Source organism: Micromonospora costi, assembly GCF_003626655.1.
GTDB classification, from domain to species: domain Bacteria; phylum Actinomycetota; class Actinomycetes; order Mycobacteriales; family Micromonosporaceae; genus Micromonospora; species Micromonospora costi.
Map to the genome: position 1 here is coordinate 246,888 of NZ_RBAN01000005.1, position 21,927 is coordinate 268,814.

The window sequence follows — 21,927 nt, forward strand, 5'->3', positions numbered from 1 at the left end:
CGCCCTTGATGCCGGGGCAGAAACTGCAAGATCGCGGGGGTCACGGGCGGAGGTCGGCCTGGTGCAGGGTCACGGCGGCTTCGAGCATGAGGGCGTGCACGAACGCCTGCGGCAGGTTGCCGCGCAACTGCCGCTGGTGCACGTCGTACTCCTCGGTGTACAGCCCCGGTGGCCCGCACGCGGCCCGGTTGCGCTCGAACCACCGGTTGGCCGCCACCACGTCACCGGCCTGCCAGGCCGCGAGCGCCGCCGCGAACCCGCAGAGCAGGAACGCCCCCTCCGCGTCACCGAGCGGGCGGCGGTCCGGCCGGAACCGGTACAGGTAGCCGTCCTGCTCCAGCTCGGCCAGCACCGCGCGCCGCGTGGCCTCGGTACGCGGATCGTCCGGCGGCACCGCACCGCGGATCCCGGGCAGCAGCAACGCGGCGTCGACCCGCTCGTCGTCGTACGCCCGCTGCCATCGACCGGACGGATGCCGGCCCCGCAGCGCGGCGTCGGCGAGGATCGTGTCGGCGAGCGCCGCCCACCGCCCGGCCACGCCGGGCGGCGCCGTGCGCGCGGCGGCCCGTAGCCCGGCCACGCAGGCGAGCTTGGACTGCGTCCACTGCCGGGCGGGAAGTTCCCAGATCCCCGCGTCCGGTTCCCGCCAGCGTTCCTCGATCGCCCGGGCGGCCACCTGCATCGCCCGCCACGAGTCGTCGGCCAGCCGGTCGTGCCGGGCCGCCGCCGCGAGCAGTTGCAGGATCTCCCCGAACACGTCCAGCTGGAACTGGTCCCGCACCCAGTTCCCGACCCGCACCGGCGCGCCCGGGTAGCCGGGCAGGAACTCCAGCTCGGCCTGCTGCGGCACCGGAGCGCCGGTCACGGTGTACGCGGGCGCCAGCCGGTCCCCGTCGGCGAGCACCCGGTCGGTGAGGAAGGCCACCGCCTCGTCCAGCAGGTCGTACCGCCCGGCCAGCGCGCCGGCCACCCCGGCGAAGGACTGGTCGCGGATCCACGCGTACCGGTAGTCGTAGTTACGTCCGGCGTGCGCCCGCTCCGGCAGGGACGTGCTCACCGCCGCCACCATCCCGCCGCCCGGTCTGGTGAGGCCTCGCAGCACCGCGTACGCGAACGCGGCATCGCGCCGCGCGCTTCCGCCGACCGTCGACGGCATGGCCGACGCCCAACCGTCCTCGGTGATCCGCCAGAGCGTGTCCGGATCCGGCGGCGGCTCGTCGAGCGGGCCGGTCGACACCTCGAGCACCAGGTCGTGCCGGTCGCCGGCCGGTAGGTGGAGCTCACCCTCGAGCGTCCCGGCCTCCGTGGGGCGGAGAACCTCCCCGCCCGTGTGACGCAGGTGCAGACCGCCGACGCGTGCCGTCCAGGCCCCGCCCGTCCGGCGCAGTTCGCTGACGGTGGCCCGGCCGAAGTCGGCCCGCGGGTCGAGGCGTACCCGGACGGCCGCGTCGCGGTCCAGGGCGTGGATCCGCCGCACCAGCACCAGGCGGCGGGCGTCGCCGGGGAACACCAGCGCCTCCCGTGACTCCACGATGCCGTCGGTGGTCACCCAGCGGCTCACCCAGATCAACGAGCGGGCTTCGTAGTGCCCGCCCCACACGAACCGCGGATTGGCCGGCGTCACCGTGTAGTCGCCGGGACCGCCGAGAAGGTTGCTGAAGATCGGCGGGTCCGCCCAGCCGGGGGCGCAGAGCCAGGCGACGTTCCCCTCCGGGCCGAGCAGCGCCCCCCGGTGACCGTCGGCGAGCAGGGCGTACTCCCGCAGCACGTGCGGGTCGCCGCCACGCCGCCCGCGGGCCGCCCGCCCCTCGTCCGACACACCGCACCCCCAACGGTCCGGAAGCACGCGCTACCCGCTGCCGGTCGGTCCACACCACCCGGGGCGCGACCCGTCAGGTCGTGGGTGGCCGATCGGCGGTCCCGGCCCACGGTGGTGCGGCACAGTCGAGGCGGGGGCGCCGACCGGAGCCCGGAGCGGTGGGGTGGGTGATGGCCGAGGCGGGTCGACCGGGCCGCGGCCTCGTCCGCGCCGCGTCGCACCGCGTCCTCGGTGTGCTGGGCGGGCCGCGGCGGACCCGCGTCGTGCTCCTGCTCGCCTCGGTGCTGGCGCTGAACAGCGCCGACACCGGGACGATCGGGGCCGCCGCGGACCAGTTGGAATCCGACCTCGGTATCAGCCACGCCCAGCTCGGCCTGCTGGCCTCCGTGTCGTCGGGGATCGGCGCGCTCGCGTCCGTCCCGCTGGGCGTGCTCGCCGACCGCACCAACCGCGTCCGCCTCCTCGTGGTCACCGTGGCGCTGTGGGCGGTCGCGATGGTCGCGGGTGGCCTCGCGCCCGACTACTGGTGGCTGCTGGCCTCGCGGCTGCTGCTCGGCGCGGCCGTCGCCGCCTCCGGCCCGGTGGTGGTCTCGCTGACCGGCGACTTCATCCCGCCCGCCGAACGGGCCGGCATCCTCGGCTGGATCCTCACGGGTGAGATCCTCGGCGCCGGCGTCGGGCTGATCGTCGGCGGCGAGGTCGCGGCGGCCCTCTCCTGGCGGTACGCGTTCTTCCTGCTCGCCGTGGCCAGCGCCGGACTGGTGGTGCTGCTGTGGAAGCTGTTGCCCGAACCCGCTCGCGGCGGCGCCGGCTGGCTGCCCGCGGAGCCCACCGGCACCGAGGCCGACCGCGGGCCGTCGCGCCCGCCGGCACCGGACCGGGCCCACGCCGCGGTGGCCGCCCACCACGTCGAGCCGGCCCGCGACCGCCTGCTGAGCGACGACCCGAACACCTGGTCGCTGGCCCGGGCCGTGCGGTACCTGCTGGCCATACCCACCAACCGGCTGCTGATCGTCGCCTCGTCGATCGGCTACTTCTTCTTCGCCGGGCTGCGGACCTTCGTGGTCGTCTTCGCGATCGAACACTTCCACATCTCGCAGATGGCGCTCGGCGGCCTCGTGCCCCTGATCGGCGTGACGGCACTGGCCGGCGCCGTCCTGTCGGGCCGCCTCACCGACCGCGCGCTCGCCCGCGGGCAAACCGGCGTCCGGATCCTCGTCCCGGCGGCCGGCTACGCCGTCGCCGCGCTGCTCTTCGTCCCCGGCGTGTGGCTGAGTTCCCTCGTGGCGGCGCTGCCGCTGATCGCGCTGGCGGCGGGCGCGCTGGCCGCGGCCAACCCGCCGCTCGACGCCGCCCGGCTCGACATCGTGCCCGGCCGATTGTGGGGGCGCGCGGAGAGCCTGCGTACGGTGCTGCGCCTCACCGCGGAGTCGCTCGCCCCGGCCAGCTTCGGGTGGCTGGCCGACGCGCTCGCGACCCCGGCCGGACGTGCCGAGGGCACCGGCCTGCGCAACGCCTTCCTGATCATGCTCCTACCCCTGCTGGCCAACGGGCTGATCCTGATCGCGGCACGGCGGACGTACGCCGTCGACGTGGCGACCGCGTCCGCGTCGCCGGGGCGGTGACCCCGACGCGGGCCACCGCGGCGTCCGCCTCCCGTCGCGCGCGGCGGCTGGCCCTGCCGCGCAGCGCGAGTATCTCGCCCGGGCACGGGTAGAGCGCCCGGGCGGTACCGACGTCGGCGAAGGAGGGAACCTCATGGGCCGGAGCCGACAGCCTGCCCGGGTCGCCGTGGTGACGGGCGCCAGCGCCGGGGTGGGACGCGCGACCGTGCGCCTGCTCGCCCGGCGCGGCACGGCCGTCGCCCTGCTGGCCCGGGGCAGCAAAGGTCTCGCCGCGGCAGCCGACGAGGTGCGGGCGGAGGGTGGCAGGGCCCTGCCGATCGAGGTGGACATGGCCGACCACGAGGCGGTGGTCGCCGCCGGCCGGCGGGTCGAGGCGGAGCTGGGCCCGATCGACCTGTGGATCAATGCCGCCTTCAGTTCCGTCTTCGCGCCGTTCCAGGCGACCCGGCCGGAGGAGTTCCGCCGGGCCATGGAGGTCACGTACCTCGGCTACGTGCACGGCACGCGCGTGGCGCTGGCCCACATGACCCCGCGCGACCACGGGACCATCGTGCAGGTGGGCTCGGCGCTGGCGTACCGGGGCATCCCCCTGCAGGCGGCCTACTGCGGCGCCAAGCACGCGATCGTCGGGTTCACCGAGTCGCTGCGCTGCGAGCTGCGGCACGACGGCAGCAACGTCCAGGTCACCATGGTCCAGCTGCCCGCGGTCAACACACCCCAGTTCGACTGGTTGCTGTCCCGCCTGCCGCACAACGCCCAGCCGGTACCGCCGATCTACGAGCCGGTCGTCGCCGCCCGGGCGATCGTGGCGGCCGCCGACCGGCCGTCCCGCCGGGAGTACTGGGTGGGGACCAGCACCGTGCTGACGATCCTGGGCAACCGGATCGCACCCGGGTTGCTCGACCGCTACCTCGCCCGTACCGGCTATTCCAGCCAGCAGACGAGTCAGCCGGCCGACCCGAACCGGCCGGCGAACCTGTGGCAGCCGGCGGACGGCCCGCAGGGCAGGGACTTCGGGACGTGCGGGAGCTTCGGCGGCCGCTCGCACCGCCGCAGTCCCCAGGCGTGGCTGTCCCGGCACCGCCGGCTGGTGGCCGCGGCTGGTGTGAGCGCGGCGGCGCTGGGCACGGTCGCGTGGCGGGTAACCCGCGTCGCGTGATCGACTCGACTTTCCTGAAGTCGGGCTGTCAGGACGCGCGGGACAGCGCGACTTCCCGGAACCGGAGTCCATCACGGGTGGACAGGGTCGCGGCGCCGTCAGCCGTCGGAGGTGCTTCCGGCCGCGCGGGCGCGACCGAGATCGGCCGCCAGCCGAACCCGCCGGTTGGCGCCGTCGACGGAGCAGCCCGTCGCGCGCAGCAGGTCACTCGCCGCCACGCGTATCTGCGTCGTGGCGGCCGTGCCGAACGTGGCCGGACCGGAGGACTGGGCGCACCCCGCGTGCAGGGCGGCGCGGAGGGCGATCCGGCGCGCCCGCGCGTGGGGACGCGCCGTACGTACCTCCCTGTACAGCTGGTCGACCGCGTCGGCGAGCGCCTCCACCGCACGGCACAGGTCCGGAGACACGGGTTCGCGGTACTGCAGCGCGGTCGCGGCGCGTCGTGCCAGGTCCTGGCAGTCGTCGATGACGCGGAGCAGATGCGTGGCGCCCCAGTCGTAGCGGCTGAACTCTTTGCGGCGGCTCCAGCGCACGGGAGCGATGGTCACCACCTCTTCGGCGCCCCTGATGGCGTCCTGCATCCGTTCCACGTCCGGATTCATCCCGCGAAGCGCCTCCATGGCCCCGATGGCCCGATCGGCATCCTCTGTCCGTAGCGCCCGCTCCAGGTTGCGCAGCTGCGCGGCGAGGGTGCGGAAGACGGGTGCGACGGCCCGGTTGATGATGCGGATGGGGTTCAGCGGCACCAGGAGCGCCACCACGATGAGACCGGTGAGGCTGCCGGTGACGGCGTCGACGATGCGCGGCAGCTCCAGGTTGCGTTGGCTGGTGGACAGGGTGGCGATGAGGACGGCGGTGCCGCCGACCTGGCTGACGATGGTGCCGCCACGGCCGGCGAGACCCAGCGCGATACCGATGGCGAGGGTGACGATGACGCCGGTCTGCCACGCGCCGCTACCGATGAGGTAGACCAGACCGTCGCCGATGGCGATGCCGAGGCCGATACCCACCAGCAGTTCGACCGTGCGGCGGGTGCGCTGGCCGAGTGCCGCGGCGATGGTGCCGACCGCCGCGGTGGGGGCGAAGACCGGGTTCGGGTTGCCGAGCAGGTTGTGGGCGATCCACCAGGACAGGCCGGCGGCCAGACCGGACTGCACCGCGATCACGGCGATGACCTCCCGCTGGCGTAGCCGCTGGCGGGCCGTGCGCTTTCCTTTGCTCTCCGCGCGGGATGCCCGTCTGCCGAGGCGCCGGGCCAGGGCCAGTGGCGAGAGGCGGTGACTGCTGGCTGTCGCCCGTGATTCCGTCACGGCCGCGTCTACCCCTCGACAACGAGCAAAATCCACCCGTACGCGCCGCGCGGGCCGTGCCCCCACGGTGCGCGGCCCGCGCACCGTCATCCCAGCAGGTCGTCTCCACCGGACAGGCGCAACTGATGGCGTACGGCGGTGGGGGCCCGCACGATCCTGATGAACGTTCCTCCGCTCGCGTCGAGGATGATGGCGGTGACCATGCCGGTGACGCCCGGGTCGATCTCGAGGAGGCCGGACATGTCGACCTCCAGCCGTTCCGGCCGGTGCAGGCGGAGAGCGTCGCCCAACGCGCTGCGGAGGGCGCCGACGTCGGCGCGGCCCACGGATCCGCGGAGAATGAGGGTCACGACGCCCGCCGAGCGGATCATCGACGTGATCGACAGCGACGTCATCGCGGGCCGCGGCGACGGGCGGGCATGCGCAGGGTGTTGCACACGTCGAAGACACCGGGCACGTCCCACGCCAGGTCACCGGCGACCTCGCGGGCGTCCGGGCTGGCGACCGTCCCGCTGAGGATCACGACACGGTTCTGCACGGCGACCGTGATCTGCTGCCGCCGGGTGACCCAGTCGATGGACAGCCGTTGCGCGACGAGGGCGGCGAGCCGTAGGTCCTCGCTCTCCGGCTCGGGGCCACCCCACGGGCCGAAGGCGGGATCGTCGGGGTACGGCCAGGGAAGCATCATGGGTTTCTCCGGTAGAGGGATGGGATCGGGGCGCGGCGTCGGGGTGCACGTGGCGGGTCGGGGTTCACTCGCGGAGGGCGGCCGAGGGCACGGCGGCCCCGGTCCGCGCGGCGGCCAGCCCCCGCAGGGCGTCCGCGCGGCTCTCCACGATCGGGAAGAGACCGTCGAGCCGCATGGTGTGCAGCACGGTGAGCACGAACCGGGACGGCGCCACCAGGCAAAGCGTCGCGCCACGGTCCCGCGCCTCCTGATGGGCGCGGACCAGCACGCCGAGCCCCGCCGAGTCGATGACCTCCACCTCCGTGAGGTCGACCAGGACCTGCCCGCCGACGTCGATCCCCTCGCGCAGTGCCCGTCGTACCGCCTCGGCCGGGTCGATCTCGCCGACGGCCGGGTCGTGGCCGATGTCGTCGAGGTGGTCGATCCCGAGGGTGTGCTCGCGGTCGGCGCCCCGCACACCGGGCTCGCCGGTGCCGACCGTGCTGCATCGGGGGCACCGGTGCGGGCCGGAGGCGAACGGTGACCCGGCCCAGCCGTGGTCGAGCACGAGCGTCCAGACGACTTCCGCGTCGGGCAGGACGGGAGCGGTCCCGGTGACCGTGTCGCCGCAACCGTCGCAGATGAGGGTCATGGTGTGGTCGGCGGGTACGACGGTCATCGCCTGTCCTCTCGGTCGGTGCCCGCCCGCGGCCGCGGGGCCGGTCGTCGGGCCAGGGTCGGGTGCCCCGTGGCGCCCGGGTCGCGTCCGGTGGCGCCGTCCGCGGATCGTTGCGCGCCGGACACGACGGCGAGAACGACCGCGAGGCCGGCGCAACCGGTCTGCACGGTCAGCCGCAGTGCGGTCAGTCCGCCCAGGTCGACGCCGGCGAGGCGGACGACGATGGAGCCGAGCAGCGCGGCGGCCACGCCGAGCGCGAGGGTCAGCCACACGGGTACGGCCGCCCGCCCCGGAACGAGCAGCCGGCCGGCCGTCCCGATCGCGAGCCCGACGATCAGTGCGCTGACGAGGACGTTGCCGTCCACTGACCTCTCCCGTCCTTGCGGCGGCCACCTTCCGCGGCGTCTGCGCCGAGCCGGGCCGGGGCGGGGACCGCCCCCGTGGGCACGAACGCCGGATTTCCGCCCGCCTGTGCGGTACGCGCTCCACCTTCGGTGGCGATCGTGGAGGTGGTCACGCGGTTCTGTGACAGTTGTGTGACAAAAACCCGCGACCGCCGCCATGGGTGGGCGACCGGCCGTCGGCCGGGGATGATGCGGCTATGACGGCCGTACTGGTGATCGAGGACGACGACCGGATCCGGCTCGCCATGCTGCTCGCACTCGACGACGAGGGTTACGACGCGTACGGCGTGGCCACCGCGGAGGAGGGGCTGCGGCGGCAGCGACTGACGCCGGCGGACAACGTGCTGGTGGACCTCATGCTGCCGGGCATGGACGGCTTCGAGTGCATCCGGCAGTTGCGCCGCGACGACGACGTGCCCATCGTGGTGATCAGCGCGCGGGACGACACCCACGACATCGTGGCCGCGTTGGAAGCCGGCGCCGACGACTACGTGGTGAAGCCGGTCGCGATCAAGGAACTGTCGGCGCGGCTGCGGGCACTGCGTCGGCGAGGACGCGCCACCACGGCCCCGGTGGCCGCGCACGTCTTCGGCGACCTGGAGATCAGCGCCGAGGCCGGTGAGGTACGCCGTGCCGGGCAGCCCGTCCCGGTGACGCGCACCGAGTTCCGGCTGCTCTGCGAGCTGGCCGACCACGCCGGCAAGGTGCTGTCGCGGCAGCAGTTGCTGCAGCGCGTGTGGGGGTACGACACCGGCGACGAACGTCTCGTCGACGTGCACGTCGGCCGGGTGCGGCAGAAGATCGAGGACGACCCCGCCAACCCGCGGCGCCTGGTGACGTTGCGGGGTCTGGGCTACAAGCTGCAGCGATGACCCGCCTCGGTCTCCGCGCGCGGGTCACCGCGGGCTTCGCCGTCGGTGCGCTGCTGCTCGCCGCCTCGATGGCGCTGTTCTCCTACAACCTCACCCGGCGCTCCCTGTTGGAGGAACGGGAGCGGACCGCGGTGCGGGCGGCCTACTTCGACGCCGCCGTCGTCCGGACCGGTCTGGAGACCGACGCGCCGGACGTGGTGGAGGTGCTGCGGTCCCTGGACACGGGCAGCGCGCGTCGGCCGCTGCTGCACCGCAACGACCGCTGGTACGCGCGCACCGCCGAGGTCGGCGCCGATGCGGTGCCCGCGGAGCTGCGACGCCTCGTCCGCTCCGGTGCGCCGGCGGTGCAGCGGGTTCGCATCGACGGGCAACCGGTCCTGCTCGTCGGCGTCCCCCTGTCGGACACGACCAGCTACTTCGAGTTCACCTCGCTGCGCGAGGTCGAGCAGACCCTTCAGGTGGTCGCGTTGACGTTGACCGCCGTGGCCATCATGATCGCCGGTTCGGGAGCCGCTCTCGGCTGGTACGCCACCCGGCACAGCGTCCGTCCCCTGACCGCTGTGGCCGACGCCGCCGAGAAGATCGCGGCGGGCGACTACCGCACCCGGCTGGACGCCACCACCGACCCGGACCTCACCCGGCTGTCCACCTCGTTCAACCACATGGTCGACCAGCTCGTGCACCGCATCGAACGCGATCGCCGCTTCGCCGCGGACGTCAGCCACGAACTGCGCTCGCCGCTGCAGACCCTGGCGGCCGCCGCGAGCGTCCTGGCCCGCCGCCGGGACCATCACGACGAGCGCACCGCCACCGCGGCCAGCCTCGTGGCCGACGAGATCACCCGCTTCCAGCGGCTGGTCGACGACCTGATCCAGCTCGCGCGCACGGAACAACCCGCGCACCGGGAACCCGTCGACGTCGCGGCTCTCGCCCGTGAAGCCTGCCGCGCCCGGTCACTGCCCGAGGATCTCGTCCGGAGCGACGGGAGCACCACGGGCGCCTGGTCGGTCGACCGGCGGCGCGTACAACAGATCCTGCGCAACCTGCTCGACAACGCCGTCCGGTACGGCCTGGAGCCGGTCGCGGTGCGACTGTCGTGCCGAGGCCCCGACGTGGGCGTCATCGAGGTCGACGACCGTGGTCCCGGAGTTTCGGCGGCCGACCGGAACCTCATCTTCGACCGGTTCGTCCGGGGACGCGCCGCACATGCCCGAGCGGACAACGACGGCACCGGCCTCGGGCTGGCGCTCGTCGCGCAACACGCGGCCGCGCACGGCGGCCGGGCGGGCGTGACCGACCGTCCCGGTGGAGGCGCCCGGTTCTGGGTGGAACTGCCCGGGAGCCTGTCATGAGGGCCCGGATCTGGTCGGTGGGCGTACTGATCCTGCTGCTGGCCGGGTGCGGCGTACCGTCCGACGACCGCCCACGGCCGGTCGAGGTCCCACCCGGCCCGTTCCCCACGACGGAGACGGCCAGCCCGACCGCCTCGGGCGGCCGCCTCGACGAGGCGCTCTGCTTCGTACGCGACGACCGGGTCGAGCGGATCGTGCGGCGCACGGACACGCTGTCGAGCGTCGAGGCCCACCTCCGGCACCTGCTCGCCGGCCCCGGCCCGCAGGAACTCGAGCGTGGCGTGAGCAGCGCCCTGCCCGGCACCATCACGGTGGCCGGCACCCGGCTCAACGGCGCCACGGCCGAGGTCGACGTCCGGCTGGCCGGCGACGACATCGGCCGCAGCGACGAGGTCCTCGCCTTCGGTCAGATCGTCTGTACGCTGACCGCCCGAAGCGACGTGGATCGGGTGTCGTTCCGCCGTGACGGGCAGCCGCTGGACGTGCCCCGCGCCGACGGGTCTCTGTCCCGGGAACCCCTTACCGAAGCCGATTACGCGGCAATTCTGCGGGACCGGTGAAGGGGCGTGTAGCGAGTTCCCTGCCTGCACGTGCCGCCCACCTGCGCGCCTGCGGCCCATGTGGAGGAGTGTTTCACCGGCTACGTCGTTTCTGCGCTCCGGCCTGAGTCTGCGCGAGCAGGCCGCGGCCATGTGGTTCGGCCCGAAGGGCTTCGCCTCGGTGGTCTACGGCCTGCTGGTGCTCGAGTCCGGCATCGTCGCGGCGGACGAGGTGTTCCACCTGGTGGCGTTGACCATCGTGATCTCGATCCTCGCGCATTCCTCGACCGACGTGGTGATCGCCCGGGCGTTCGACGACACCCGGGACACGCCGAATTGGCGGGGCCTGCTACGCCGGGCACGCCGTAGCGCGGTGGTGTCACGACCGGGTGGATCCAGTGTCGACGGCCGCCCGGCGGAGGGTCAGGCGAACGCGAAGTAGCGCAGCCACAGGTACGGCACGGCCAGCCCGACGGTAACCAGCGTGATCGCAATCCCGTACCAGGGGAGTTCGCCCGTAGAGCGCGCATCCCGAAGCATCGGCTCCGACCATGACGACTCCGCCTGTCGAGTCGTCGCCGGCGAGGTGGTCTGCCTCACACGTTGTCAGAGCGACCGGCCAGGCGGTGTCTTGAGGGTGAACCCCTGGAACGGAGGAGCCACCATGACTGGGAACGTTGATGTGGCCGTGGTCGGCGGTGGATACGCCGGTGTGATGGCGGCCAACCGTCTGACGCAGCGCGGCGACGTGGCCGTGACGTTGATCAATCCGCGCCGGACGTTTGTCGAGCGGATCCGCCTGCACCAAGTGGTGGGCGGATCCCACGAGGCGGTCGTCGACTACCGAGAGGTACTGGCCGAGGGCGTCCGGCTGGTGGTCGACACGGTGACCCGGATCGACGCGGCCGAGCGCAGCGTGACGGTGGCGGCCGGCGGCACGATCGGCTACGACTACCTGATCTACGCGGTGGGCAGTGGCAGCGCCGACCCCGACGTGCCCGGAGCGGCCGAGTTCGCCTACCCGATCGCCAGCATGGAGGACGCGCAGCGGCTGCGGCCGGTCGTCGACGCCGCTCCCACCACCGCCCCGGTGACGGTTGTCGGCGCCGGTCCGACCGGCATCGAGACCGCCGCCGAGCTGGCGGAGGCGGGCCGTGTCGTGACCCTGGTCTGCGGCGGGCCGCTCGGCCCGTATCTGCACGCGCGGGGCCGGCGCTCGGTTGCCAAGCGGCTGGCCAGGCTCGGCGTGACCGTGCTCGAAGGCCTCGACACGACGGTGACGGCGGTGACGCGCGATGCCGTGCGGCTCGGCGGCGGCCGAGAGGTGTCGAGCGCGGTGACCATCTGGACCGCCGGGTTCGGCGTGCCGGACCTGGCCGCCCGCAGCGGGCTGAGCACCGACGCGCTGGGCCGCCTGCTCACCGATGAGACGTTGACGAGCGTCGACGATGCGCGGATCGTCGCGGCCGGGGACTCGGCGGCCCCGTCGGACCTGCCGTTCCGGATGAGCTGCCAGGCCGCGACACGGATCGGCGCGCACGCCGCCGACACGGTGCTGGCCCGGATCGCGGGTGAGCAGCCGGCGCCCATAAACCTGGGGTTCTTCGGCCAGTGCATCAGCCTGGGGCGTCGCGCCGGCATCTTCCAGTTCGCCTCGAAGGACGACACCGCGATCGGGTGGTACATCGGCGGCGGCCCGGGAGCGAAGCTCAAGGAGTTCGTCTGCAAGCAAACCGTCAAGCATCTGGCGGACGAGGCATCCAAGCCCGGCTCGCTCACCTGGGTCAAGGATGACAAGCGCCAGGAGTTGTTGCGCGCCAGGCGCGGCGAGGCAGCCACCCGCTGACCGGACAGCCAGGGCCGGCTCGGTCCGTACCGAATGGTTCCCACACCCGAGTTACCCGTACAAGGCAAGAAGGGACGGCATGAACCTCGCTCTGTGGATTGCTACCGCGCTGCTGGCGGCAGTCTCCCTGACCGGCGGCATCACCAAGACGCTCGTACCCAAAGAAAAGTTGGCCGCGATCAACGGTGGGGAATGGACCGGACACGCCGGCGTCGGCTTCGTCAAGACTATCGGCGTTCTCGAGCTCCTCGCCGCGGTTGGCCTGATCCTGCCCGCCCTGCTCGACATCGCACCGTTCATGGTGCCGGTGACTGCCCTCTGCTGGGTTCTGCTCATGGTCGGCGCGATGATCATCCATCGCCGCCTTGGTCAGGTCAAACTGATGATGGTGAACCTGGGCTACGTTGCGCTTGCTGCCTTCATCGCGTGGGGCCGCTTCAGCCTTGAGCCTTTCACCGGCTGACGAAGGTGTGCCGCTGGCGGGATGGTGTCGTGTTGGCCCGGGTGATCGGAAGCGCGGGCCGGCTGCTCCACTCTGGGACCTACCTGTTGGGGCGTAGCCTCGTCTGGGCGAACGCCGCCTTCACCGCCGCAGAAAGAGCGGCGATGTCGTAGGCCCCGTGGTGGCGCCGGCCGTTGATGAAGAAGGTCGGTGTTCCGGAGACACCGATGAGGTCGGCTGAATCCGTGTCTTCGTTGATCCGGTCGGCGCCCCGGCGCTCGGCGAGATACGCCCGGAACCGGTCGAGATCCAGGCCGAGCTGTTCGGCGTAGCGAAGCACGTCGGTGTTCCTCAACGCGTCCTGGTGTTGGAACAGCAGGTCGTGCATCTCCCAGAAGGCGCCCTGCTCGCCTGCCGCCTCGGCTGCCTCGGCGGCGAGTTGGGCATGCGGGTGGACCTCGGTGAGAGGCAGGTGTCGCCACACGTACCGGACGTTGTCGAACTCGGTCAGCAGCTCACGGACCACCGGCTCGGCCTGCCCGCAGTAGGGGCACTCGAAGTCACCGTATTCGACAACCGTCACCGGCGCGTCCGCCGGCCCACGCACGTGATCGCGATCGGGATCGACGGGAACCAGCAGATCGACGATCTCATCCGCCGTGCCGAGCAACGCCCGGGCGCGCCGCGCCTCCGGGAGCCGGGCGGCGAACGTGAACACCGACCAGGTGACGAGGGCGGACACGACCGTCGCGACGAGGATGCCAAGCTTCGCCTCGTCCAGGGCCGGACCGGTCAGCGCGTGAGAGGCGACCAGGAGAGCGACGGTGAATCCCATACCGGATACCGTGCCGACGCCGACCACGGCGGCCGAGCCGACGGGCGGCCGGAGCCGGTTCCGCGTGAGCCTGGCCACCAGCTGCGAGGTGAGGACGATCCCCACCGGCTTGCCGACCACGTATGCGACCACCACACCGATCGTGACCGGAGAGGTGACAGCCCTGGCCAGAAGGTCTCCGTCGATCACGATGCCGACGTTGGCCAGGGCGAAGAGCGGCACTATCAGGTAGCTCGCCCACGGGTGGTAGAGGTGCTGCAACCGGTCGTTGGGAGACAGCGCGGCGACGAGCCCGGCCCGCACCGAGGAGGCGAACTGAGGGGTCGGCTGTTCACGGAAGACGCGGAACAGGTCACTCGTCCGCTGCAACTCGGCGCGACCGGGGGCGTAGGCGTATGTGAGCAGCCCCATCACGAGGCCCACCACGACCGGGTCGACACCGGAGACCGAGACCGCGAGCCAGGCTGCTACCCCCAGCAGCAGGTGCAAGGGACCGTAGTGCAATCCGACCGCCCGCGTGAGCAGGACGACACCGAAGATTCCGGCTGCGATGAGCAGTGCCGTCGGCGACGGATGCTCCGGGTAGGCGATCGCCAGTACCGCGATGGCGACCACGTCGTCGACGACGGCGACCGTCAGCAGGAATCCCCGTAGCCGGTCTGAGAAACGCGGTCCGAGGATGGCGAGCGTGGCGAGCGCGAGCGCGGTGTCGGTGGCCATCACCACGCCCCAACCGGCGGCGTTGGTGGTTCCCGCGTTGAACGCGAGATAGACCAGGATCGGCACCAGCATGCCGCCGAGCCCGGCGAGCAGCGGCAACGTCAACCGCCGGCGTTCCCGCAGTTCCCCGATGTCGAAGTCGCGGCGCAGCTCCAGTCCGGCGACCAGAAAGAAGAACGTCATGAGCCCGCTGTTGACCCAGCTGCGCAGATCGCGGGACAGGTGCCACTCGCCGAGCAGCAGGGAGAACGGTGTGTGCCAGAACGACTCGTAGGACCCCGGGCCGACGTTCGCCCATACGAGCGCGGCCACCGTGGCGACCACGACAACTCGTGCGCTACCGGTCTCAGTACGCAGGAAGGAGCGGAGCGAGGCATCGAACCGGCCGACCCACCTGGTCTGACCGGCCCATCGCCGGCGGGAGCCGCCTGTCGTCATCGGGTCACCTCGACCGTCTCACCAGAAGTTCAAGATCCGGCACCCACCGTATCCGGCAGTAGGGGAGCTCCAGCGGAACTTCTGGTCCGAGAACACGACGAGATGGCGGTGAGTGGCAGACGGCGACGCGCGTGAGACGGCGGGTGCTGCGAAGAAGTCAGGCCACCGCGCGATCACGTCGTGAGGCCGTGACAGGGCTCGTCCGAGGGTCTCCAGCGCGCGGCCCGGTAGTTTCAGCCAACGGCCTTCGCCCGCGCCGACTCGGCAGCGGCACGATCGGAGTAGCCGGGGTGTCGGGCGTCGATCAGATCGGCATAGGTGGTCGTTTGCGAGAGGAAGCCCACCACAAAGGGGCAAATTGCGGTGATCGTGCCCTCGCGGGCGCGGATCTCGTCGAGTACTCGCCGCACCATCGCGCCCGCCACGCCTTGATGTTGATGACTCGACTCGACTTCGGTGTGCCGGAGGGCGTACCGGTTGGGCTTCAGGTGGGTGTAGTAGAGCCAGCCGACCAGGTCGCCGCCACGGTAGAGCTCAAAGCGGCCCCGATCGAGGCTGTCGATCAACTCCTCGGCTACCAGTGCCTGCCCCTCGCTGCTCATCGGCTCACCCTTCCAATGTGTCGCTACGCCGCCCCATCGGACGGCCCCACTTCGGACCCTAACGTCCAAGTATGGCATGCGACTGCTCGCAAGTCCGGGGACAGGTGCCGCCCCCATGGACCAGATGGTCCGTCGAGCGCTTGCTGAGACCGGCTCGGGGCACCGACCGTATGAAGCGGTACAAATCTCGATGAGCCATGAGACAGTGCGGAACGGGGGGACTGTCACTCAATGTCATCGGCAAGATCGTCGCCGCTGCTCTCGTCCTGCCGCACATCGAGCAGGACCGAAAAACACAATCACCCCGAGTTACCAGCCGTTACGGGGAAAGGCTCATTGGGCCGCCTGGTTGTGTCGGTGTGCGGGTTGCGCGCAGCGATGACAGTGAACGCGGTGGCGAGGACGGCGAGTGCGCCGTACCCGAACGCGATGTGCGGCACCGAGAAGACGCTGGAGAGCTCAGCGGCGATGAGGCTGGGAATGGTCGCGCCGCTGTAGCTGAGGAGATATACGACGGCGAAGATCGGTGCCCGGTCGTGCAGGGTGCTGCCGTACAGCAGGCCGCGGGTGGCGGCGCTGATGGCGATGCCCTGAGCGGCTCCCGCAACGATTGTTGCGGCGATGAACAACGGCAGTGCGCCGGTGGTGATCGCCGTGATGATGCCGATCCATCCGGCCAGGAAGGCGATCATGCCGATGCGTTGAGCTGCCGCCGGTGGGAACTGGCCGCCAAGGGGGGCGCCCAGAGCGCTGGGGCCCATGTATGCGGCGAACACCAGTCCAAGGACGAGCGAGCTGGTGGTGTGAAGCTGCTCTTCGACCAGTGCGGGCACGAAGGCCTGGTAGAAGGCCCCGGTTGCCCAGGTGGCCAGGAGCACCGCGGCCGCGACGGGGAGCAGATGTCGGACGCGGACCGGTACCCGCACGCTAGGGCGCAGTGAACGCCAACCGCCCGGCGAGGGAGTCACGGTCTCCGGGCTGATGGCGACGAGTGCGGCAGACAATAGGAGCAGGCCAATGACAACTAGGTAGATGAGCTCACGTGGCCAGGGGCCGAATTGGACCAGGGCACCGGAAATGATGGCGCCCACGGCGAGACCGAGCATGACTGTTTGGCTGGAAGCGACGGAGGCCAGCCAGGTCGGCTTGGTGGGTGCGGCGTCGACGATGTAGGCGGTGAGGCTGCTGCTGGCCAGCCCGGCGCCGAGGCCCATCAGGAGCCGACCGGCGATCAGGATGCCGATGTGGTGCACGTTCAACAGCAGCAGACAACCCAGTACGAGCAGGCCGAGGCTGGCGATTGCTGCAGGCCGTCGGCCCACATGGTTGGACAGCCGTCCCAGCACCAACAGTGTGCTGAGAGTAGCGGCGGAGTAGGCGACGACGGTCAGGGAGATGCCGGCGTTGGTGAAACCCTCCTCGGCCCGGTAGATGTTGAAAAGGGGGATCGTCGAGCCCACTGCGGCGAACACGGCCACCAGAGAGACCACCGCGGATAAGAATGCGAGCCGGAGCGTTCTGTCCCGGCGGCGCACGTTGGTCGCTGGGGTCACGTGTTGCATCAAGCCGTCTTTCTCTTGTTCTGAACCATGCCGGCACTTCTCGATGCTTCGGGGTGCGCACGTCTGCGTGACTGGCCCCCCTCGCCTCGTTCCGATCTCCTCATTCCCTCCGGGCGAGAGTCACGAACCGTGCCGCCACCGCGGCGAGCACGCCGGAGGCGAGGACAATGAAGCCCGCCGTGAGGAACACCATCTGCAAGGTTGTCGACGAAACAAGGATCGCGCCGAGGCCAGACCCTGCCGCCAGGGCTACCTGAAGGTTCGTCACATTCACCGCCGACGCAGCCTCCGGCGTTTCCGGAGCCGCGTCGAGTATCCAGACCAGCGTTCCCGGGTTCACGATTCCCCAGAACAGGCCCCACAACACGAGCAGCAGGCCAGCCAGCCAGGGTAAGGAGCCCGCGCACGCCAGCCCGATGAGTAATGCGGCCACCACCGTCGCCGCCCCGGCGAAGCTGCCGATCACTCCGCGCTTGAACAGCGATCCGGCGACGATTGAGCCGACGATGCCACCGCAGCCGTACATGATGTAGAGCAGGGAGATCACGCCGCTGGACAGGTGCGTGTGGTCCAGCAGGAACGGGGTGATGTACGTCCAGGCGGCGAACTGTCCGATGAACACAACCGCGCCCACTGCCATCCCAAACCGGGCGGCCCGTCGTGTCACGACCTCCACGAGATCACGCAGGTGCGTACGCCCGTCCGGGGGAATACCCGGCAGCACGACCGCCTGCGCAACCACGACAAGCAGTGTCGCCGCTGCCGCAAAGGCGAAAGCGAGACGCCAGCCGACGAGGTTGCCAAGGAACTGTCCCGCAGGCAGCCCCACCACCGTCCCACCCGAAATGCCCGCCGCGATGATGGTGATGGCGCGAGTGCCGCCGACCGGACCCACCAGCTTGGGTCCGACCGGTGCGACCACGGTCCAGAAGGCTCCGAGGGTGGCGCCGAAGAGCACACGGGCGATCAACACCAACACGAAGTTCGGCGCCACCGCGACGACCGCGTTCGACACAAGCACCGTCAGGCCCAGGACAAGGATGACGGAGCGCCGGTTGAAGCGGCCGGAACGGAGAAAGAACAGCGGCGCTGCCACCGCGGCGCTGAAGCCCGGCACGAGCACCATCAGCCCCGCGAGGCCGAGCGAGACATCCAGTCCGTCGGCAATCTGCGGCAGCAGCCCCACCGGAAGCGTCTCCGTCATGACGATGACGAACGCTCCGAGCGCGAGCGCACCAACGGACGCCCAGCCCCGCCTGCTACCGGGCTCCGCGGCAGCGCGGACAGCTGCAGGCTCGATCGGGACGGCCGCGGTGCACGACGATGACGTGACCACGGACACCGGCGATGCGTGCTGTGGCGGCGTCGCCTGTTCGAGCTCGATCATATTTCTCCTCGCTCATCGCATGCTCCTGGCACCAGTGCACGGCGGCCCGGTTGCACGGTCGCGCGTGTTACGCCTTGATGAGGTCGATGATGTGGCCGAAGGTGAGGTCTGACGCGAGCGCCGTCAGGTCTCCCGCCGCTAGCTTCGCCGCAGCCGCCTGTGTAGCTCCGAGAGCGTGCGTGTACGGGTCGACCCCGAGGCTGATCCGGCGGACACCGATCGTCTGGAGTTCCGCGAGCGTGGCGGTGTCCTTGGGGCTGACGAGGACGTTGACCGGCTTGGGGGCGACAGCCTTGATGACTGCGCTGATCGAGGCCAGGTCCGGCAGGCTCGGCGCGTACAGGACGTCAGCTCCTGCTTCCGCGAAGGCCGTGAGGCGGCGGATGGTGTCATCGATGTCGGAAATTCCCCACAGGAAGTTGTCCGTACGGCCGGTCACAACGATCCGTCCGCGCCCAGCTGCGCCGGCGGCCTCGATGCGTCGAACGGCGTCATCGAATTGCCGAATCGGGTTGGAGGGGTCACCAGTGGTGTCCTCAATCCCGATGCCGGCGAGACCGCGGGCAATGGCGGCGTCGACAGTGGCCGCGACATCTTCGGGAGTCTCGCCGTAGCCATCCTCAAAGTCGCCGTTGATCGGCAGGCCACTCACGGACGTGAGTAGGGCGGCATGGTCAAGGTGCGTGTCGCGGCCGATGGCGTGGATACCGTCGAGCCGGCCCAGTGTCGCGGCGAAAGCCGCCGAGGAGGTCGCGATCGACTTGAATCCGGCCTCCTTGAAGAGCAGGGCCGACGGGCCGTCCCATGCGTTGGGCATGATGAACGTATCGGGGCCACGATGGAGGTCGACGAACTGTTCGTACCGCGCCTGGGCCGGAACATCAGACATGGTGGCGGGTCAGGCGCCCGGGGCGATCGCGCAGGCGGAGACGCAGAGCCAGGTGCCCTCGCGCTTCTGGTACACGTCCGTGTACAGCGCTTCCTGCACCACTCCGTCGGCGATCATGGTGTAGGTGACGCGGCCGTGGATCAGCGCAACGTCGCCGAGGATGCGGATCTTGGAATCGCGCAGAGTGATGTCCTTGATGGGTCGAGGCTTGGCGATGTATTCGAGGTACTCCTCGCGGTTGCGGGTGACACCCGGTGTCTGCACGACGAAATCTTCGGCGAGGAATTCACTGAAGCGCTTGGCGTCGCTGGCCTCGTCCGATTGGATGTAGTCGAGGTTGAGCTGTTCGAGGATTGCCAGATCTTCGGCCGACTGCTCGGTCCCGTTCATTTCTTGCTCCTTATGGTGGAGTTCGGCTTTCGCCGGGCTGGGTTGTGGTTCCGTGCCGCATATGCGGTGCTCGCGTGAGCGGTCGTGCCATCTGGTTGGTGTCAGATTCGTCGCGCCGTTTTGGCGACTACGTCGCAATCTTTCGGTCGGGCCCCGGTCGCGCGCCCACCGCAGTCTGTTCCGCGGCTGGCGGCTCCTGCATGCTCCGTCCTCGAGTGGCGGCAGGTGGTTGGCCCGATGAGTTCGGTCGCTCCGTCGACCATGAGACGACAGGACTGTCTGGTCCAGTCTAAGACGCCGCTGGCGCCGCTCGCAAACGTGGGCGCCTGGTCGTCCCGACCATGCCGGTTCGGTGGCCGGCGTCGGTAGTTGGCAGGTCAGGAGGGATGCTAGACGACCTGGCGTGCTGGGTGCAACGCGAGCATCCGGCAACCTCAGCGGCGCTTCCGGAAGCTCATATCTGGACCCTAACGTCCAATATTGCCTTGCCGGCGTCCGACCCGAAGCCGTAGAATTTGTCGTCGCCGAGCATGCTTTCCCACCGCATGCCGTCTGACTAATGCAAGTCATCGCCGTTCGGCGCGTCGCCAAAGGGAGTCATGTAGCCGAGACTTCACGAGGTGCGTGCTGACATCCGATCATGCCGCTGATGGGCGCGGCATCTGTGAGCGCACCGGGTTCACGGCCGGGCCGTGGGAGCAAATCGGGAGCGTCTGAGCCACCGGTCACTGGCCAGGCGTCGGCGGACGGCCGGTCCGTGTCGCCCGGCAGCGGTGTATGCGCAGGTCACGGCGGCATGGAGCCGCTCGAGGCCTGGTCTTGGAAGTGGGAGCAGATGGGGCTCCCGCCTCCTCCGCTCACGATGGGCCGGCGACGGGAGGTCGCCGGCCCATCATGCCTGCTGGCTACCGAACCCGCAGATGCTGAGGCGCTGCCGCGCCGGGAGCGTAGGTCGGGTCACCGGAGTAGGCGACGTGGACCGGGTACACCCCTGCCGAGAGTCCGGCGGTCGGCAGCGTGACGACGGCCGCGCCGTCGGTCAGCGAAACCACCTGCGTGGTGCCGCCGAGGGTGACGGCGATCTCACCGGTCACCGTCGGAGACGTCCCGTGCCGGGACTGTGCCCTCACGTCGACGTTCAGTGTGAACCTGCCACCACCGACGATGGACGCAGGTGCGGCGTTCGCCTTCACCACGGTTCCTGCCGTGCCCGTCGGCGTCAGGGTGACCTGGGCCGCGCCTGTCTTGGTCGGGTCGACCACCGACGTCGCTGCGACGGTGAGCGACGACGCGGTCTCATCGGCGGCCACCGAGAGCCGACCATCCGCGGAGATGGTCGTGCCCGCCGAGGTCGCTCCCTTGACCGACCACGTCACCGCCTTGCTGACGTCTTCGTTCGTGGTCACGTGGGCGGTGAACTGCTTCACCCAGTTCCAGCCCTGCGTCAGGTTCTCGGACGCAGGCGTCACCGACACGGAGTCGACGCCCGTCCAGAGGTAGTCCCTGGCGAAGATCGTGAACAGTTGGCCCGCCGTCATCGAGTCGTGCGCGCCGGGGACTTGGGCCGTCTTGGCGGCGAACCCTCGAGCCCTGAAGTTGTTCGCGATGGTGTTCTGAGCGTTGAGGTTACCTTCGAAGACACCATTGCCGAGGAACACGAAGAGGTCATCGTTCCCGACCGCGGCCGCGATGTTGTCGTAGTCCTGCGTCGTGAGGGACGGGTTGCCGAAGAAGTGTGCGTAGAACCCGAACGTGGTCGGGTAGTTCCGGATGACGACGCCGCCCGTCATGCCGCCGTACGAGAACCCGCCGTAGGCGCGCCCCTCACGCTTGGTCGAGACATTGTAGTTCTTCTCGATGAAGGGAAGGATGACCTGGACCAGGTTGTTGGCGGCGTTGGTCTGGTTGTAGGAGGCGGCGCCGAGGCTGGTGCCCGTGAAGTGATTCCCCATGGTGACAACCACTGTGGGCTCGATCTCGCCCTTGGCAATCCACCTCCCACGTCATTGCAGACGGCATCCGCGCGGCGGTTGACCAGTACTCCCCGCCGCAATTGGCAGCATCGGTCCAGATCTCATCCGGATCTCTCGGCGTGTCGGCGCATCTGAAGGGGGCGGCAGCCCTGGTCCGCACGGAGAACCTCCTCGACGACACCAGGCATGGCTCAAGCACACGCCGCGTGATCGGTGCTCGTCTGAGCTGAGCATCTGCCGCCACACAGCCGGCCTTCAGCCACTCGAAGGGCATCAGCCGGCCGGGTCGGGCGCGTTGACCGGCAGGCCAGGGCTGCCCCCAGGTTCCCCGGCTGTATTCCGCATGGCCAGCAAGCTCGGCCTGCCGCAACTCCACGACCCGTACCGCGACGCACCGTCTCGTTGACCTGATAGTAC

The 21,927-nt window shown here is 70.5% G+C and carries 20 protein-coding genes and 1 pseudogene; 8 read left to right on the plus strand and 13 right to left on the minus strand.

Features of this window, described 5'->3' with window-relative positions; translation table 11 throughout:
* Positions 1 to 40 precede the first annotated feature (40 nt).
* Complete coding sequence (locus D7193_RS26760) at positions 41 to 1,819, minus strand: glycoside hydrolase family 15 protein (RefSeq protein WP_241563504.1); 1,779 nt, start codon at positions 1,817 to 1,819, stop codon at positions 41 to 43.
* Between the two features lie 170 nt (positions 1,820 to 1,989).
* Here D7193_RS26760 and D7193_RS26765 point away from each other — a divergent pair, with 170 nt between their 5' ends.
* Both D7193_RS26765 and D7193_RS26770 read left to right on the plus strand, forming a co-directional pair.
* Complete coding sequence (locus D7193_RS26765; RefSeq protein WP_120782387.1) at positions 1,990 to 3,444, plus strand: MFS transporter; 1,455 nt, start codon at positions 1,990 to 1,992, stop codon at positions 3,442 to 3,444.
* A gap of 133 nt (positions 3,445 to 3,577) precedes the next feature.
* Positions 3,578 to 4,603: an SDR family oxidoreductase gene (locus D7193_RS26770; RefSeq protein WP_120782388.1), complete on the plus strand. Its 1,026-nt coding sequence runs from the start codon at positions 3,578 to 3,580 to the stop codon at positions 4,601 to 4,603.
* Between the two features lie 98 nt (positions 4,604 to 4,701).
* Here D7193_RS26770 and D7193_RS26775 read toward each other — a convergent pair whose 3' ends face one another.
* From D7193_RS26775 to D7193_RS26795, 5 genes are all read right to left on the minus strand, one after another.
* Positions 4,702 to 5,769: an FUSC family protein gene (locus D7193_RS26775; RefSeq protein WP_241563506.1), complete on the minus strand. Its 1,068-nt coding sequence runs from the start codon at positions 5,767 to 5,769 to the stop codon at positions 4,702 to 4,704.
* A gap of 230 nt (positions 5,770 to 5,999) precedes the next feature.
* Positions 6,000 to 6,263, minus strand: coding sequence for an STAS domain-containing protein (locus D7193_RS26780; RefSeq protein ID WP_147434462.1), 264 nt, complete (start codon positions 6,261 to 6,263; stop codon positions 6,000 to 6,002).
* A gap of 41 nt (positions 6,264 to 6,304) precedes the next feature.
* Positions 6,305 to 6,601, minus strand: coding sequence for a BON domain-containing protein (locus D7193_RS26785; protein WP_120782391.1), 297 nt, complete (start codon positions 6,599 to 6,601; stop codon positions 6,305 to 6,307).
* A gap of 64 nt (positions 6,602 to 6,665) precedes the next feature.
* Positions 6,666 to 7,259 carry an STAS domain-containing protein gene (locus D7193_RS26790; protein ID WP_120782392.1) on the minus strand — a complete coding sequence of 198 codons (594 nt, stop codon included), beginning with the start codon at positions 7,257 to 7,259 and terminating at the stop codon, positions 6,666 to 6,668.
* Positions 7,256 to 7,624, minus strand: a complete 369-nt coding sequence (locus tag D7193_RS26795) for a hypothetical protein (protein WP_187356271.1) — start codon at positions 7,622 to 7,624, stop codon at positions 7,256 to 7,258. Before D7193_RS26795 ends, D7193_RS26790 begins: the two co-directional genes overlap by 4 nt.
* Before the next feature lie 236 nt (positions 7,625 to 7,860).
* On the opposite strand from D7193_RS26795, the gene D7193_RS26800 reads away from it, so the two are divergent.
* The 6 genes and pseudogenes from D7193_RS26800 (at position 7,861) to D7193_RS26825 (ending at position 12,735) form a co-directional block, all read left to right on the plus strand.
* Entirely contained in the window at positions 7,861 to 8,535 is a 675-nt protein-coding gene (locus tag D7193_RS26800; RefSeq protein WP_120782393.1) for a response regulator transcription factor, read from the plus strand.
* Positions 8,532 to 9,887 (plus strand): sensor histidine kinase, encoded by a 1,356-nt coding sequence (locus D7193_RS26805; protein WP_120782394.1) that lies wholly within the window; start codon positions 8,532 to 8,534, stop codon positions 9,885 to 9,887. Before D7193_RS26800 ends, D7193_RS26805 begins: the two co-directional genes overlap by 4 nt.
* The gene (locus tag D7193_RS26810) at positions 9,884 to 10,447 is read left to right on the plus strand and encodes a GerMN domain-containing protein (protein WP_120782395.1); all 564 of its coding nucleotides are present in this window, start codon (positions 9,884 to 9,886) and stop codon (positions 10,445 to 10,447) included. The genes D7193_RS26805 and D7193_RS26810 overlap by 4 nt, the downstream gene beginning before the upstream one ends.
* Before the next feature lie 79 nt (positions 10,448 to 10,526).
* Positions 10,527 to 10,868, plus strand: a pseudogene (locus D7193_RS26815) (cation:proton antiporter); the annotation flags it as partial.
* A 42-nt stretch (positions 10,869 to 10,910) separates the two neighbouring features.
* On the plus strand, positions 10,911 to 12,272 hold the full coding sequence (locus D7193_RS26820) for an NAD(P)/FAD-dependent oxidoreductase (RefSeq protein WP_241563508.1): 1,362 nt from the start codon (positions 10,911 to 10,913) through the stop codon (positions 12,270 to 12,272).
* Positions 12,273 to 12,351: 79 nt separating this feature from the next.
* Positions 12,352 to 12,735, plus strand: a complete 384-nt coding sequence (locus D7193_RS26825) for a DoxX family protein (protein ID WP_120782397.1) — start codon at positions 12,352 to 12,354, stop codon at positions 12,733 to 12,735.
* Between the two features lie 79 nt (positions 12,736 to 12,814).
* On the opposite strand, the gene D7193_RS26830 is transcribed toward D7193_RS26825, so the two are convergent.
* From D7193_RS26830 to D7193_RS26860, 7 genes are all read right to left on the minus strand, one after another.
* On the minus strand, positions 12,815 to 14,707 hold the full coding sequence (locus D7193_RS26830; protein WP_120782398.1) for a Na+/H+ antiporter NhaA: 1,893 nt from the start codon (positions 14,705 to 14,707) through the stop codon (positions 12,815 to 12,817).
* A gap of 233 nt (positions 14,708 to 14,940) precedes the next feature.
* Complete coding sequence (locus D7193_RS26835) at positions 14,941 to 15,309, minus strand: GNAT family N-acetyltransferase (protein ID WP_158674871.1); 369 nt, start codon at positions 15,307 to 15,309, stop codon at positions 14,941 to 14,943.
* A gap of 299 nt (positions 15,310 to 15,608) precedes the next feature.
* Positions 15,609 to 16,799, minus strand: a complete 1,191-nt coding sequence (locus D7193_RS26840) for an MFS transporter (RefSeq protein WP_241563510.1) — start codon at positions 16,797 to 16,799, stop codon at positions 15,609 to 15,611.
* 172 nt (positions 16,800 to 16,971) lie between these two features.
* On the minus strand, positions 16,972 to 18,258 hold the full coding sequence (locus D7193_RS26845; RefSeq protein ID WP_120782401.1) for an MFS transporter: 1,287 nt from the start codon (positions 18,256 to 18,258) through the stop codon (positions 16,972 to 16,974).
* Positions 18,259 to 18,325: 67 nt separating this feature from the next.
* Positions 18,326 to 19,147, minus strand: a complete 822-nt coding sequence (locus tag D7193_RS26850; protein WP_120782402.1) for an isocitrate lyase/PEP mutase family protein — start codon at positions 19,145 to 19,147, stop codon at positions 18,326 to 18,328.
* A 9-nt stretch (positions 19,148 to 19,156) separates the two neighbouring features.
* Entirely contained in the window at positions 19,157 to 19,537 is a 381-nt protein-coding gene (locus tag D7193_RS26855) for a nuclear transport factor 2 family protein (RefSeq protein ID WP_120782403.1), read from the minus strand.
* Between the two features lie 905 nt (positions 19,538 to 20,442).
* Positions 20,443 to 21,501 carry an Ig-like domain repeat protein gene (locus D7193_RS26860; RefSeq protein WP_147434463.1) on the minus strand — a complete coding sequence of 353 codons (1,059 nt, stop codon included), beginning with the start codon at positions 21,499 to 21,501 and terminating at the stop codon, positions 20,443 to 20,445.
* Positions 21,502 to 21,927 lie beyond the last annotated feature (426 nt).